This window comes from Nocardia puris, from assembly GCF_003315035.1.
Lineage (GTDB): Bacteria > Actinomycetota > Actinomycetes > Mycobacteriales > Mycobacteriaceae > Nocardia > Nocardia puris.
This window is the reverse complement of record NZ_QNRE01000007.1, coordinates 14,091-27,570: the sequence shown is the minus strand read 5'-3', so window position 1 is coordinate 27,570 and position 13,480 is coordinate 14,091. Positions and strand designations below refer to the sequence as shown.

Sequence of the window (13,480 nt, the reverse complement as noted above, 5' to 3'; positions counted from 1 at the left end):
GAGGGCAACGGCGGCCGTTCGCGCCGATATCAAGCGGGCACAGCCTCTTTCGCACGCCGCAGCGTCACCGTCGCCGCGCGCGCGAGCAGCAGCAGGCCCGTGCAGAGCAGGCTGGTGACGGTGATCGCGGAACTCATCGCGTCGCGACCCGCGTCGGCGGCAGCGGCCGTCGCGGGGTCGGCGGCCAGACCGGGGATCGCCGCGCCCGCGCTGTCGGTGATCGCGCGGGTCATCTCGGCCGCGGCGGGGTCGCCGTCGAACCGATCGTCCAGCCCGCCGCTGAGAACGCTGAAGAACACGGTGGTGAGCAGGGCGATGCCGACGGCCGAGCCGAGTTCGCGCACCGCGCTCTGGATGCCGGAACCCTGCCCGGACCGCTCGCCCGGCACCTCCGCGAGCACCACGTTGGTGACCTGTCCGGTCGCGAAGCCGACGCCCGCACCGTAGACGAACAACCCGAGCGTCAGCACCCACCAGGCGGTGTCCGCCGACGCCGTGAGTCCCACGAGTGCCAGACCGGCCGCACAGCACGCCGGCCCCCGATGACGAGCACCAGCGGAATGTTGATCCCGAAGGCCCACCGCCAGGAGAGGTCGGCGAGCCACCCGCCGAGCAGCGGCCCGACCGCCGCCGCCGCGCCGATGGTCGAGCCCCACACCGCGAACGCGCGACCGCGCTCTTGTCCGGAGAATCCGGCGTTCACCAGCGCGAGCGAGGTCGGCAGGACCATCGCGCCACCGATGCCCTGCAGGAAGCGGGCGCCGATGAGGAATCCGCCGCTCGGCGCGAGGGCGGCCAGCAGGCTGGTCGCGCCGAAGACCACCAGGCCGATCACGAAAAGCCTTCGCGCGCCGTATAAGTCGGCGAGTCTTCCGGTGAGCGGCAGGAGCGCGGCGAACACGATCGCGTAGGACTCCTGCACCCACTGCGCCTCGAGGGAGGTGATGCCGAGGTCGTCGATGATCGGCGCGACGATCACGTTCACGATCGTCAAGTCCACCACGATCAGCGCCACGCCCAGCGAGATCGCGATCAAGCCGAGCCAGCGCCGCGCGGCACCGGGGTCGGTTTCCGTCGTCACAGATGCCTCTTTCATCAAGTTACTTTATGATGAAGCGGTATCGGGTCCGGTATGTTGTCAATCCGGGCCGCACGGGCCCGCGAGGAGGGCAGATGTCGAAAGACCGGGCCGCGCAACGGGAACGGCTCGCCGACGCGCTGCGGGCGTACGGCGCGGGATTCGCCGAGCTCGGACGGCGGTTCGCGAGCGAACTCGGCGTGCATTCCACCGACGCGTTCGCCCTGCTCGAGATCACCTCCGCCGAGGCGATGGGCACGCCGCTGTCACCCGCGCAGCTCGGCAAACGCATCGCGCTCACCTCGGGCGCCATGAGCACCCTGCTCAACCGGCTGGAGAGCGCCGGATACATCACCAGGACGCGCGAACACACCGACCGGCGCGTGGTCACGCTGCGCAGCGACCCGAAGGTGCGCACGCTCGCCGACGAGTTCTTCCGCCCGGCCAACGCACGGCAGGACGCGGTCCTGGCCGGCTATCCGCCCGAAACCTTGGACAGCTTCGAGGAGTTGCTGCGCGCGCTCACGGCGAGCCTGGATGAGTGACGGTAGGTTGGGCCGGGTGGAAGTTCGCGGGTTCACCGAGCAGGACCGGTCCGAGTTGCTGCGAGTGGCGCCGCGGGCGGGGGAAGGGGCGCCGACGGCTTCGCTGTGGGGGCATCCGGAATCCGAACTGGCGGTGTATCTGACGCCCTATATGGATCTGGAGCCGCAGTCCCTGTTCGTCGCGGTGCGGGACGGCGCGATTGTCGGCTACCTGGCCGGATGTGTGGACAGTGCCGCGTTCCCCAGCGAGGAGGAGCGACTGACGGCGGCGATCCGCGAGTACCGACTCGTGCTGCGCCGCAAGCCGGTCGCGTTCTTCGCCCGCGCCACGCTCGACACGGTGCGCGCGAAGCGCCGGGGCGAGCCGGCCGCGGGTGATTTCACCGATCCACGGTGGCCTTCCCACCTGCACATCAACGTGGCGCCGGAAGCGCGCGGCACCGGAGCCGCCGCCGAGCTGGTGCGGCGTTTCCTCGACCACCTCCGCGAGTCGGGCTCGCCGGGCTGCCACTTACAGACCCTGGTCGAAAACCACCGGGCGGTAAAGTTTTTCGAGCGCTCGGAATTTCGGGCATACGGGCCGACCCCGCCGGTGCCCGGCTTGCGCTACCAGGGCGCGCCGGTACACCAGCAGACGATGGTCCGCGAAATCTGAACTCGCGCAATGCGTGAGTGTTCCGGTCGACGCCGGGCCGAAGCGCGGTTCCGGCGGTGCGAGAAAGACGCTGCCCGCCTCGCGCCGAGGTCGACCGACTCTGCGAAGGGCCGGCATCACCCGTGGACGACCGCCCTCGCCCGAGGAGCGCGAATCATGCTCACGTCCTTCGGAACACGGCCGCTCTCACATGTCGAGTCCGAGGTCCAGCACCCGCACCGAGTGCGTCAACGCGCCGACGGCGAGGTAGTCCACGCCGGTGCGCGCGTAGTCCGCGGCGGCGTCCAAGGTGAGACCACCGGAGGACTCCAGCTGGGTGTCGGGCGCGGTCGCGTTGCGGCGCTGCACCGCCGCCTGGGTCTGCCAGAGCGGGAAGTTGTCCAGCAGCACCAGCGCCACGTTCTCGGCGAGCACGGCGTCGAGCTGTTCGAGGCTGTCGACCTCCACCTCGCACGCGATATCGGGTGCCAGCTCCCGCACCGCGCGCAGGGCCTCGACCACCGACCCGGCCGCCACGACGTGGTTGTCCTTGATCAGCGCGGCGTCACCCAGACCCATGCGGTGGTTCACGCCGCCGCCCACCCGCACCGCGTACTTCTGCAACCCGCGCAGGCCGGGCAGCGTCTTGCGGCTGTCGCGGATGCGGCAGGAGGTCCCCTCCACCGCGTCCACCCAGGCGGCGGTGGCGGTGGCGATCCCGGACAGGTGGCAGACGATGTTCAGCATGGTGCGCTCGGCCGTCAGCAGGCCCCGCGTCGGCGCGACCACCGACAGCACGCTGTCGCCGGGCCGCACCCTGGTGCCGTCGGGCACCCGCGCGGTGACCTCGTAGGCCCCCGCGCCGATCACCTCGTCGAGCACCAGCAGGCCCACGTCCAACCCCGCGACGGTGCCCGGCTGCCGCGACACCACCGATGCCTTCACCACCGCGTCGGCGGGCACGGTCGCCACGGTGGTCACGTCCGGCCCGTACCGCAGGTCCTCGTCCAGCGCGGTGCGGATCAGCGTCAGCACCTCGTCGCGGTCCAGCGCGGCGTCCAGGCTCATCTCAACACTCCTGATCTGTTGTCCCGCAAGGAAACACGGGATCGGGTCGAAAAACGCCGGGTTCGTGACGCCTGTTCACGGCACCGCCAGTTCCAGCGCGGGCGCGTCCGGGTCCGCGGACAGGCGCGCGGCCAGCGACTCCCCTTCCGGCGCGCCGGCCAGCGGCAGGATGTCGGGGTGGCCGTCGGGGTCGAGCCGGATCGGGATGCTGTGGCGCAGCGCCTCGTCCGGCGCGGGGTGATCGGATCGCGTGTGGCAGCCACGGCTTTCGGTGCGGGCGGCGGCGGCCAGCAGCAGCACGCGCGCGGTGAGGGTGAGCGCGCCGTCCTCCACCTCCGCGATGCGCCGCGCGGACAGCTCGCCCGCGTCGCCCGGCATCGCAGCGCCACCCTCGTTTCCGGCGATCCGGCTGGACATGCCGCGCAGCACGGCCCGCTCCAGCGTCTCAGCACCCTCGCGCAATCCGTCCGCCTCCCGCACCACCGACGCGTGCGCGGTCATGACCTGCTGCACCAGTCCGCGTGCCACCCGGGGCATGGTGCGCAGCCTGGCCTCGGTGACGCCTTCGGTAGCCTCGAGCCGTTCCACGGCGGCCGCGCCGGCGCGCTCCCCCACCACCAGCCCTTCCAGCAAGCTGTTGGAGGCCAAGCGATTCGCGCCGTGCAGTCCCGTGCGCGCCACTTCGCCCGCGGCGTAGAGGCCCGGCACACCGGTGCGCCCATAAGGATCGGTGACCACGCCGCCGCACTGGTAGTGAGCGGCGGGTGCGACGGGAATGAGGTCCACCGACGGGTCGATCCCGGCCGCGTGGCACGACGCGGTGATCGTCGGAAAGCGTTGCGCGAAACCGTCGATCGCGCGGCCGTCCAGGTAGACGTGGTCGGCGCCCAGCGCCCGCATCCGCGCCGCGATGGCGCGCGACACCACATCGCGCGGCGCGAGATCACCGCGCGGGTGCACGCCTTCGGTCACCGAATTGCCCTCGGTGTCCACGAGTTTCGCGCCCTCACCCCGCACGGCCTCGCTGATGAGCGGCCGCCGCCCCGCGCCGCCCGGCGTGTAGAGCACGGTCGGATGGAACTGCACGAACTCGAGGTCGGCCACGGCCGCACCGGCCCACAGCGCCAGCGCGATGCCGTCGGCGGTCGCGCCCGAGGGGTTGGTGCTCAGCGCGTAGAGCTGCCCGAGCCCGCCGGTGGCCAGCAGCACGGCCGGGGTGTGTACGACGCCGAATCCCTTGTCGGACACGGCGATCACACCCTCGACGCCGCGCGGCCCGGTCACCACCTCGCAGGCGGCGGCGCCGAAGAGCACCGGCAGCCCGGCCGCGTTCAGCGCGCGCTGCACCTCCGCGCCGGTGGCGTCACCGCCCGCGTGGATGATGCGGCGAGTGCTGTGCCCGCCTTCCCTGGTCCGCGAGATCTGGCCGTCGCGGCCGAGATCGAAGACCGCGCCCAGGTCGGTCAGCGCCGCCACCGCGGCCTGACCGCCCGCCACCACGGACGCGACCGCCGCGGGCTCACACAGCCCGGCGCCGGCCTCCACCGTGTCCAGCACGTGCGATTCGACCGAATCCCCGTGCGGCGCGACGACCGCGATCCCGCCCTGCGCGTACTGCGTGGACGTGTCGATCGGCCCGCCCTTGCTCAGGCCGAGCACCCGCAGCCCGCGCAGCGAGGCGGTGCGTGCGGCGGTCAGGCCGGCGACACCACCGCCGATCACGACGAGATCGGCCGACGCCTCCCACTCGATACTCGGAGTCATCGCCACTCCTCCCGTCCGCCGCGCGCGAACGTCGCCCGCCGCGAGCCCGACCGTCGCGAGCCAGCCCGCTGCGAGCCCGACCGTCGCGAGCCAGCCCGCTGACCGCCGACCGAAGACCGCTCGACCGCAAGCGATTCCGTGGCACGGCCCGCGCTCATCCGCGACGCTCCGGTGCGAACCGGATGCGGTCGCGCGTCACTCACCACCGCCCGGATTGCCGATGGAGATCATCCGCTGCACCGAATTGCGGCCCAGCGCCGCGGTTTCCGGATCCACGTGCACCTCGTCGGCGCCCTCCACCAGGCAACGCAGCAGCGCGGCCGGGGTGATCATCTTCATGTAAGGGCAGGAGGCGCGGTCGTTGACGGCCTGGAAGTCGATGCCGGGCGCGGCCTTGCGCAACTGGTGCAGCATCCCGACCTCGGTGGCCACCAGCACCTGATGGGACTTGGCCGTCTTGGCCGCGTCGATCATGCCGCCGGTGGACAGGATGTGCACCCGGTCGGCCGGGAACGAGCCCTCGCCCGCCAGGTACAGCGCCGAGGTGGCGCAGCCGCACTCGGGGTGCACGAACAGCTCGGCGTCGGGGTGGGTGCGCGCCTGCTCGGTGAGCTCCTCGCCGTTGATGCCGGCGTGCACGTGGCACTCGCCCGCCCAGATATGCATGTTCTGCCGCCCGGTGACGCGCTTGACGTGCGCGCCGAGGAACTGGTCGGGCAGGAACAGCACCTCGCGCTCCGGGTCGATGGAGGCGACCACGTCGACCGCGTTGGACGAGGTGCAGCAGATGTCGGTGAGCGCCTTCACCTCGGCGGTGGTGTTCACGTACGACACCACCATCGCGCCGGGGTGCTCGGCCTTCCACTCGCGCAGTTCCGCGGCGGTGATGGAGTCGGCCAGCGAGCAGCCCGCGCGCGCGTCGGGGATGAGCACGGTCTTGTCCGGGCTGAGGATCTTGGCCGTCTCGGCCATGAAGTGCACGCCGCAGAACACGATGGTGTCCTCGGGGGCCTCGGCCGCGATGCGCGAGAGGGCCAGCGAATCGCCCACGTGGTCGGCGATGTCCTGGATCTCGGGCAGCTGGTAGTTGTGCGCCAGGATGGTCGCGTTGCGCTCCCTGGCGAGACGTTTGATCTCGTGCGCCCACTCCGGCGTCGCCTCGACACCCGTGTAGCCCGAAGGCCCGTCGATGACCTGCCCCATCAGCGGGGGCGCCAGCTTCGCACCCGTCGTCGCCATGATGGCTCCCTTCCTCGTGCGGCCGGCAACACCGCCGATTCGCACCAAACCAGGTTTTCGACTTACAATCGAAAACGTGCCCCATAGTAGCACCATCCACGAATCGCTCACCGCGGTGTTCCAGGTTCGCCGGTTCCTCGCAGGAGAAACCGCAGGTCACGGCGGTGCGACTGTCCCGCGCCCCCGTGCGGACGGCAAACGCGACGGCCGGCGGCCGGAACTGGCGGTGCTGCTGTGGCAACGCGCGCTGGACCCCCAGATCGGCACCTGGTCGCTGCCGGGCGGGCGCCTGCGCGCCGACGAGGACCTGGACACCTCGGCGCGGCGTCAGCTCGCCGAGAAGGTCGACGTGCGCGAACTGGCCCACCTCGAGCAGCTGTCGGTGTTCAGCGCGCCCGACCGGGTGCCCGACCCGCGCCGCATCGCCTCGGCCTACCTGGGCCTGGTGCCGTTGACGGCGGAGCCGGAACTACCGCCGGACACCACCTGGCATCCGGTCTCGGCACTGCCCGCCATGTCGTTCGATCACGGGACGGTCGTCGAGCACGCCCGCACCCGGCTGGCGGCGAAGCTCTCCTACACGAATATCGCGTTCGCACTCGCCCCCGAGACGTTCACCATGTCTACGTTGCGCGAAATCTATTGTGCGGCACTCGGTTACGAGGTAGATACGACGAATCTGCAACGCGTCCTCACCCGCCGCAAGGTGATCACCCCCACCGGCGACACCGCCGCGCCCGGCCGCACCGGCGGGCGCCCGGCGGCCGTCTACCGATTCACCGACTCCGGGCTGCGGGTCACCGACGAGTTCGCCGCGCTCCGCCCCAGAGTCTGAATCCCCCTGTAGCTCACTGCTTCCCGGTCAGCCGTCGTGCGACCGGTTCCGGTGCTTGACCGTGCGGCGGTACCGCCGCTTGTCCGGAATCGGTTGCGCCGCATTGGATCGCCGGATCTCGTGGCGGCGGCGCCATGCCGCGAGGTCGGGGCGCTCCCCGTCTTCCGCGCGCGCACGGTCGTTCGTGTCGTGCTCTGCGCGCCCGCGCATGCCGATCACCTCCTCCCGCACTCGGCGCGACAACCGTAGCGGCTGTCCTGCCGGCGAGCCACCGAATTTCCGCCGCGCGGACCCGGACCCCGCGCGCTCGCGTAACCGAGCCGTGCCTCACTCGTCGTCGGCCGTGGGCAGGGCGGCGTTCTCCATGCCCTCGACCCGCCACACTCCAGCCCAGAACTCCGGACTGCCGGGTGTGACCAGTTCGATCAAGTGCGGGCGTCGCGCGGCCATGGCCCGCTCGATCTCGGCCGACAGTTTCTCCGACGCCGAGGCGACGGTATCGGTCTGCGACGTTTCGTCCGGCCACTCGAGGACCGCCGTCGACAGCCCGAAACCAGCGGCGATATCCGCGTAGCTCATCTTGGCGACGTTGTCCAGCGGCAGGATGTGCTTTCCGACGCCGTCGAATTCCGCCTGCTTACCCAGGCACACGCTGGCGCCGTTGTTGCACACCAGTACGACCAGCGGTGCGCCGTGCTCGCCTGCGGCGGCCAGCGCTTGAACACCGTTGGTGAAACCGTGGTCGCCCAAGGTCGCGATGACGTGGAGATCCGGGGCGCTCAGGGCGAGTCCGACCGCGGTCGGCAGGCCCCCGCCGACGAAGGCGCCGTGGCTGCCGTAGACCCGGACCGTGGTGGGCAGGTGCCGGTAATTGCGCGCCACCAGTCCGCCGAACATCAAACTGTCGTCCACGACAACCGGCCGAACGACCGCGCCCAGCCCGTTGCCGACGGCGCGCACCAGTTCCACGGCGCTCGGGGAACAACCCGGCTCGGGCGGGGCCGGTATCGGGACACGGCCACCGGCCGGCTCGGTCATCCCGGCGGGGCCGTGTTCTCCCGCACCGCCGAGGGCCGTCAGTTGATCGGTGATCCCCCGCATCGTCCGACACACATCGCCGGGCACCAGCACGTCGGCGGCGGTGAGATAGCCGTTCTTCGCGGTCGCCGCGACATTGCTCGTGAGGGCCAGCTTGCGACAGTCCGGCAGCGGACCGACCACACGGGGGTACATGTTGCGATCTTCGACGGTGATCAAGAGATCAGCCGTGCCGAGCAGGCGGCGGTGGTCCGCGTCGGTGGGATCGTACGGTCCGGCGAACGTCGGCACGACCTCCGCACGCACCTGCTGGAAAAGCATGGGGCCGCGCTGGTAGGCCGTCTGCAGGACGGGCGCGCCCAGCGCGGCGGCGAAGGCGGCCAGGTCCCGCTCGGCGGTCGGCTCTCGCAGCAGGTAGTCCTCGACGAGAATCACCGGGTTCCGCGCCCCGGCCACCAGCGCCGTCGCCTCGGCCAGGTCGGTTCGCGGGTGGGCGGAACGGTCCGGGCCCGATTCGGGCAGCAGATCGGCGGGAACGAATCGGCGCACCAGCAGATCCTGCGGAAGACCGAGGAGAACCGGACCTCGGGGCGACTCCGCGGGCGTGCCCAACGCGTCGATGACCAATTCGAGAAACGCCCGCGGGTCGAAACCGCTCACCGTCGAGCAGTCGAAGGCGGCCTTGGCGAAAGCACCCGCGGCGTCGATGAGCCCGGGCTCGGCGTGAGGCGGCAGGAACCGGGCCGACGACCGCGAGGGCATGCCGACCAGGTACAGCACCGGCACCTCACTGCGCCGAACGTCCGCTGTCGCGCCCAACGCGTTGGTCAGTCCGCGGGCGCCGTGCAGGATGGCCGCGCAGCGCGCATCGCCGGAGAAGTTTCCCCCCGCCGCCATGAACGCGGCTTCCTTGTCACCGCGGGAATTGACCAACCGCAGATCGTCGTGCTCGGCGATCGCCGCGCTCAAGGCGAGCTCCGAGGTACCCGGGTAGGCGAACACCGTCGAGTAGCCGTGCCGCGCCAAGGCGTGCGCGATCGACTCGGCCCCGGTCAGCAAGTGAGCCGCGGATTCTGATGGAGTGTCCTGCGTCGTACGAGTCATGCTGGCGTGCCCGGCCTTTCGTTGCGTCACAACGATGATGCACCACCGCACCGAGGACTGCCGGTCAACTCCGCAGGACCTCTGCGACGCACCCGCGCAGCCGTCGCATCGAACCGATCACGAGCACCGGGTCCGGCCGAGCACGCTCAGTCCGTCTTCATCTGCGGCGGCGGCGCGGCCTCGGTCGTACGGCCCAGCACCTTCCCGACCGCCCAGAACACCAGCTCCACCGCCCAGAACAACCACAGGAACAGCGTCACCACGATCACCGGCACCGCCAGGAACACCACTGACGGCACGGCGATGAGCAAGAACAGCGCGAACTCGCGCGCGGTGGTGCCGGCAAGCCTGTTCGCGACGCGCACTCCGGCCCACATCATCCAGCGGCGCGCGAACGAGACGCCGAGTTCGCGCAGGCAGCGGCGGAACAGGCCGTCGGCGTCGACCGTGCTCACCACCTTCGACTGCAACAGGTAGTCGTGCAGGATGGCGGCGCGGGTGTAGGCGCCGATACGCGGGATCAACCACACCAGCGCCCTTGGCACCGACGCGAAGTCGGTGCGGAACCCGGCGGGCACGGTGAACTCGTCCACCGCGCCGCGATACACCAACGGCTCGGTCAGCCGCCAGAACTGCGCGTCGAGTTCCTCGACGATCGGACCGCCGCCGACGAACGCCATGGCCCTCCTCTCTCCGGAAAATCCCCTGTACGCGAGGGAGTCTATGGCCGGCGCGCGCGGTCGGGCGCCAGGCGCCGGTCGGTCGCGTACCGGAGCACGTAACCGCCGAGCGCGGCGGCTCCGCAGAGGGCGAGCACGAACACCGGCGCCGTCCCGGTGGTGAGCGCCACCTCCGCCGCGCCGACCAGCAGGGCGAGACAACCGATGGTCTCCGCCCACTGCGCGACCCGTTCGTTCCCGCGTGAACCTCGCTCGCGAACCCGCTTCCCGATAGCGGCCCGGCCGCGGCGGTGTTCATCAGCGCGGCAGGCACGCCTCGAAAAGCGAATGCGCACCCACCATTCCAGGTCGGGTGCGCCTTCGCGTCGCGTGTTCAGTGAGCGTGGTGTGACCTGGGATCGGTTCCGCCGCCGTAGGTTCCGTAGGGTATTGCGAACGGGTCGACCGGGCCCGCCGGTCCGGGCGTGTACGTCTCGACGGGACGGCTCTGCCCGAACGGCCCGCTATAGCCGGTCCCCAGGTCCTCCGTGGGACTGAGCACCGCGAGGAACAGCAGCACCAGCGAGGCCACCAGCGGTTGCGCGAGGAGTCCGAGCGCGGTGTCCAATTCGGCGGGGAGCGTGACGATCTGGCCGACCGCCGGGTTGTCGGGGCGCGGATAGCGCACCTCGGAGACCAGCTCCCCCGCCCACGCCATGCCGTACGCGCCGATCAGCGAACCCGACACCACCCCGAGCAGCAGCAGCGGCCCGCGCACCGCGCGCCACCGCCACGCCGCCACCGCGGTGAGCAGCCCGGTCACCGCACCCGCGCAGACGAACAGCGCGAGCGCATCGAACCGGTGCATGCTCTCCCCCGTGAGCGAGGAGCCGCGTTCGGGTTCCACGACGAGCAACTGCTCGGACGGCGCCAGCCACCCCCACAGCACGCCGACCAGCAGACTGGCCACCACCACGCCCGCGAGCACGAGCAGCGCCGACGACGCCTCCCGGCGCACTCCGACGGCCGCCACTAGCGGTGTTCCAGACTCTTGGAGTCGGTCACGCCGTGCCGGGAGCACTTGGCCCACCAGCCGTCGGGGCTCACCTGCACGATCATGCGGCGTCCGCACTGTTCGCAGAACCGGGGCGGCTCCAGGCCCAGCGCGGCCGCGGCGGGCATGGCGTCGTCGAGTCCCGGCACGATCCGCTTGCCGGTGAACGGGTTGTAGCGCTCGTCCATGTCCACGAGATTACTCATGGCCGCGCCGTCACAGTGTTTCGTTGAGCGCCTTGATCGGCATCTTCAGCTCGCCCAGCAGATCCAGGTCGGCCTCCGCGGGCCTGCCCAGCGTGGTGAGGTAGTTGCCGACGATGACGGCGTTGATGCCGCCCAGGATGCCCTGCTTGGCGCCCAGGTCGCCGAGGGTGATCTCGCGACCGCCCGCGAAGCGCAGCATGGTGCGCGGCAGCGCGAGGCGGAACGCCGCGACGGCCTTGAGCGCCTCGGCGGCCGGCAGCACCTCGAGATCGCCGAACGGCGTGCCGGGGCGCGGGTTGAGGAAGTTCAGCGGCACCTCGTCGGGCTCGAGCGAGGCCAGCTGCGCGGCGAATTCGGCGCGCTGCTCCAGGGTTTCGCCCATGCCGAGGATGCCGCCGCAGCACACCTCCATGCCCGCCTCGCGCACCATGCGCAGGGTGTCCCAGCGCTCCTCCCAGGTGTGGGTGGTGACCACGTTGGGGAAGTGCGACTTGGCGGTCTCGAGATTGTGGTTGTAGCGGTGCACGCCCATGGCGGCCAGCTGGTCCACCTGCTCCTGGGTGAGCATGCCCAGCGAGCAGGCCACCTGGATGTCGACCTCGTTGCGGATCGCTTCGACGCCCGCGGCGACCTGGGCCATCAGGCGCGCGTCGGGGCCGCGCACGGCGGCGACGATGCAGAACTCGGTGGCGCCGGACTTGGCGGTCTGCTTGGCGGCCTCGACCAGGCTCGGGATGTCGAGCCAGGCGGCGCGCACCGGCGACTGGAACAGGCCCGACTGCGAGCAGAAGTGGCAGTCCTCGGGGCAGCCGCCGGTCTTGAGCGAGATGATGCCCTCGACCTCGACCTCGGGGCCGCACCACTTCATGCGCACGTCGTGCGCGAGGGCGAGCAGCTCCTCGAGCCGGTCGTCGCTCAGGCGCAGCACGTCCAGGGTCTGTTCCTGGGTGAGGCCGACGCCGCGCTCGAGCACCTGCTCGCGGGCGACGGCCAAGATGTCGGTGTCGGTCCCGACGGGCTCGCCGGTCTTCACGGGTGCCTGGGTCACAGCACGAATCCCTTCGTCCGGCCGAGGTGGCCGTGCAACTTGAACGGTGTTCAGGCTAGGGTAGCGGCAACAGTGAGTCAAAACACGACGGGGAGGACCCACACCGTGCAACTGCACCGGTCGGACGTGGTCGACGGGGCCATCGCCATCCTGGACCAGTACGGTCTGGCCGATCTGACCATGCGGCGGCTGGCCGGCTCGCTGCAGGTGCAGCCGGGCGCGCTGTACTGGCATTTCCCGAACAAGCAGGCGCTGCTCGGCGCGGTGGCCGACCGCATCCTGGCGCCGATGGAGGATCCGGTCGCCGCCGAGGACTGGGCCGGGCGGATCGGCGAACTCGCGCACCGCCTGCGCGACTGCCTGCTCGCCTACCGCGACGGCGCCGAACTGGTCTCGGCCACCTACGCCTCACGCCTGACCACCAGCAAGGGGCGCGAGCGGCTGGTGGCGGCGATCCTGCGCGCCGGCATGCCCCGCGCCGAAGCCGAACTCGCCGCCTACACGCTGCTGTACTACGTGCTCGGCTACACCCTCGACGAACAGTCGCGCCTGCAGATGGATTCGGCCGGCGCCCTGCCCGATTCGGGTTCGCCGCTGGACGAGGCCCCCGACCCCACCGCGCGCTTCGACTTCGGGCTCCAGTTGTTCGCCAGCGGCGTGCGGCACCGGCTGGGCGCCGAGGTGCGCTGACCGCGAGAGCCGGGACACGCGAGAACTGTGGTCATGGCGCCGCCGCGACCGGATGGTGCGATGACACCATGACCCAACGCCGGAAGATGCTCGCCGCCGCGACCGCGCTCACCGCCGTCGCGCTGCCGCTGCTCGCGATGCCCACCGCGTCGGCGGCCCAGTCCGTGTCCGTGCTCGAGGGCCGGGGCCGGTACCTGGTCACCATCGTGAAGGACTCGCCCGCCGAACCGACCCGGCACACCATCTGGCTGAACGGGAATCAGCAGGAGGAGTGCGAATTCGGCCGCGGCGACCTGGCCGGCGCGCCGAAGTACCACCGGATCTGCCCGGCGCCCGCGGGTGAGCACCGGCTAGAGGTGCGCGAGCCCGACGGCCGCACCGTCTACGACGGCCGGATCACCGTGCCACCGGCGAATGGACTGCTCGACATCATCGACACAGTGGTCACCTACCTCGGACTCCCGCTGCCGACCGACCCCACCTACCAGGACTCGATCTGCAAGAAGGTCGGCTGAGCG

The 13,480-nt window shown here is 71.0% G+C and carries 16 protein-coding genes; 5 read left to right on the top strand and 11 right to left on the bottom strand.

Translation table 11 applies throughout. The features are described from left to right. Nucleotides 1-29: 29 nt before the first annotated feature. Both DFR74_RS37220 and DFR74_RS37215 read right to left on the bottom strand, forming a co-directional pair. Entirely contained in the window at nucleotides 30-506 is a 477-nt protein-coding gene (locus tag DFR74_RS37220) for an MFS transporter (RefSeq protein ID WP_067513990.1), read from the bottom strand. Further along, nucleotides 464-1,096 carry an MFS transporter gene (locus DFR74_RS37215; protein WP_228801709.1) on the bottom strand — a complete coding sequence of 211 codons (633 nt, stop codon included), beginning with the start codon at nucleotides 1,094-1,096 and terminating at the stop codon, nucleotides 464-466. Before DFR74_RS37215 ends, DFR74_RS37220 begins: the two co-directional genes overlap by 43 nt. A gap of 77 nt (nucleotides 1,097-1,173) precedes the next feature. Between DFR74_RS37215 and DFR74_RS18825 the strand changes: the two genes are divergently transcribed. Further along, nucleotides 1,174-1,623: a MarR family winged helix-turn-helix transcriptional regulator gene (locus tag DFR74_RS18825; RefSeq protein ID WP_067513988.1), complete on the top strand. Its 450-nt coding sequence runs from the start codon at nucleotides 1,174-1,176 to the stop codon at nucleotides 1,621-1,623. Next, entirely contained in the window at nucleotides 1,616-2,278 is a 663-nt protein-coding gene (locus DFR74_RS18820; RefSeq protein ID WP_067513987.1) for a GNAT family N-acetyltransferase, read from the top strand. The genes DFR74_RS18825 and DFR74_RS18820 overlap by 8 nt, the downstream gene beginning before the upstream one ends. A 186-nt stretch (nucleotides 2,279-2,464) precedes the next feature. On the opposite strand, the gene nadC is transcribed toward DFR74_RS18820, so the two are convergent. The 3 genes from nadC to nadA all read right to left on the bottom strand — a co-directional run bounded on the left by nadC (nucleotide 2,465) and on the right by nadA (nucleotide 6,328). Next, nucleotides 2,465-3,325, bottom strand: a complete 861-nt coding sequence (gene nadC / locus DFR74_RS18815) for a carboxylating nicotinate-nucleotide diphosphorylase (RefSeq protein ID WP_067513986.1) — start codon at nucleotides 3,323-3,325, stop codon at nucleotides 2,465-2,467. A gap of 75 nt (nucleotides 3,326-3,400) precedes the next feature. After that, the gene (locus tag DFR74_RS18810) at nucleotides 3,401-5,089 is read right to left on the bottom strand and encodes an L-aspartate oxidase (RefSeq protein WP_067513985.1); all 1,689 of its coding nucleotides are present in this window, start codon (nucleotides 5,087-5,089) and stop codon (nucleotides 3,401-3,403) included. Nucleotides 5,090-5,284: 195 nt separating this feature from the next. Continuing rightward, nucleotides 5,285-6,328 (bottom strand): quinolinate synthase NadA, encoded by a 1,044-nt coding sequence (nadA, locus tag DFR74_RS18805; protein ID WP_067513984.1) that lies wholly within the window; start codon nucleotides 6,326-6,328, stop codon nucleotides 5,285-5,287. Between the two features lie 76 nt (nucleotides 6,329-6,404). Between nadA and DFR74_RS18800 the strand changes: the two genes are divergently transcribed. After that, nucleotides 6,405-7,163 (top strand): NUDIX hydrolase, encoded by a 759-nt coding sequence (locus DFR74_RS18800; protein ID WP_067513983.1) that lies wholly within the window; start codon nucleotides 6,405-6,407, stop codon nucleotides 7,161-7,163. Nucleotides 7,164-7,190: 27 nt separating this feature from the next. Here the strand turns inward: DFR74_RS18800 and DFR74_RS18795 are convergent, their stop codons facing one another. From DFR74_RS18795 to bioB, 6 genes are all read right to left on the bottom strand, one after another. Then, on the bottom strand, nucleotides 7,191-7,373 hold the full coding sequence (locus tag DFR74_RS18795) for a hypothetical protein (RefSeq protein ID WP_067514001.1): 183 nt from the start codon (nucleotides 7,371-7,373) through the stop codon (nucleotides 7,191-7,193). Between the two features lie 117 nt (nucleotides 7,374-7,490). Further along, on the bottom strand, nucleotides 7,491-9,260 hold the full coding sequence (locus tag DFR74_RS18790) for a thiamine pyrophosphate-binding protein (RefSeq protein WP_067513982.1): 1,770 nt from the start codon (nucleotides 9,258-9,260) through the stop codon (nucleotides 7,491-7,493). A gap of 191 nt (nucleotides 9,261-9,451) precedes the next feature. Then, a complete protein-coding gene (locus DFR74_RS18785; RefSeq protein WP_067513981.1) occupies nucleotides 9,452-9,985 on the bottom strand; it encodes a DUF1353 domain-containing protein in 534 nt (177 codons plus the stop codon). Between the two features lie 373 nt (nucleotides 9,986-10,358). Continuing rightward, a complete protein-coding gene (locus DFR74_RS18780; RefSeq protein WP_067513980.1) occupies nucleotides 10,359-10,997 on the bottom strand; it encodes a DUF2567 domain-containing protein in 639 nt (212 codons plus the stop codon). Then, a complete protein-coding gene (bsaP, locus tag DFR74_RS18775) occupies nucleotides 10,997-11,224 on the bottom strand; it encodes a biotin synthase auxiliary protein BsaP (protein ID WP_067513979.1) in 228 nt (75 codons plus the stop codon). The genes DFR74_RS18780 and bsaP overlap by 1 nt, the downstream gene beginning before the upstream one ends. Before the next feature lie 10 nt (nucleotides 11,225-11,234). Next, the gene (gene bioB / locus DFR74_RS18770) at nucleotides 11,235-12,272 is read right to left on the bottom strand and encodes a biotin synthase BioB (RefSeq protein WP_067513978.1); all 1,038 of its coding nucleotides are present in this window, start codon (nucleotides 12,270-12,272) and stop codon (nucleotides 11,235-11,237) included. A 105-nt stretch (nucleotides 12,273-12,377) separates the two neighbouring features. On the opposite strand from bioB, the gene DFR74_RS18765 reads away from it, so the two are divergent. Both DFR74_RS18765 and DFR74_RS18760 read left to right on the top strand, forming a co-directional pair. After that, nucleotides 12,378-12,962, top strand: a complete 585-nt coding sequence (locus tag DFR74_RS18765; RefSeq protein WP_067513977.1) for a TetR/AcrR family transcriptional regulator C-terminal domain-containing protein — start codon at nucleotides 12,378-12,380, stop codon at nucleotides 12,960-12,962. A gap of 68 nt (nucleotides 12,963-13,030) precedes the next feature. Continuing rightward, nucleotides 13,031-13,477, top strand: coding sequence for a hypothetical protein (locus tag DFR74_RS18760; protein WP_067513976.1), 447 nt, complete (start codon nucleotides 13,031-13,033; stop codon nucleotides 13,475-13,477). Nucleotides 13,478-13,480 lie beyond the last annotated feature (3 nt).

Bases quoted from the DNA above. Each gene is read 5' to 3' on its own strand.
- DFR74_RS37215 (WP_228801709.1), bottom strand. From the start codon at position 1,096: ATGAAAGAGGCATCTGTGACGACGGAAACCGACCCCGGTGCCGCGCGG.
- DFR74_RS18825 (WP_067513988.1), top strand. From the start codon at position 1,174: ATGTCGAAAGACCGGGCCGCGCAACGGGAACGGCTCGCCGACGCGCTG.
- DFR74_RS18820 (WP_067513987.1), top strand. From the start codon at position 1,616: ATGAGTGACGGTAGGTTGGGCCGGGTGGAAGTTCGCGGGTTCACCGAG.
- nadC (WP_067513986.1), bottom strand. From the start codon at position 3,325: ATGAGCCTGGACGCCGCGCTGGACCGCGACGAGGTGCTGACGCTGATC.
- DFR74_RS18810 (WP_067513985.1), bottom strand. From the start codon at position 5,089: ATGACTCCGAGTATCGAGTGGGAGGCGTCGGCCGATCTCGTCGTGATC.
- nadA (WP_067513984.1), bottom strand. From the start codon at position 6,328: ATGGCGACGACGGGTGCGAAGCTGGCGCCCCCGCTGATGGGGCAGGTC.
- DFR74_RS18795 (WP_067514001.1), bottom strand. From the start codon at position 7,373: ATGCGCGGGCGCGCAGAGCACGACACGAACGACCGTGCGCGCGCGGAA.
- DFR74_RS18785 (WP_067513981.1), bottom strand. From the start codon at position 9,985: ATGGCGTTCGTCGGCGGCGGTCCGATCGTCGAGGAACTCGACGCGCAG.
- bsaP (WP_067513979.1), bottom strand. From the start codon at position 11,224: ATGAGTAATCTCGTGGACATGGACGAGCGCTACAACCCGTTCACCGGC.
- DFR74_RS18760 (WP_067513976.1), top strand. From the start codon at position 13,031: ATGACCCAACGCCGGAAGATGCTCGCCGCCGCGACCGCGCTCACCGCC.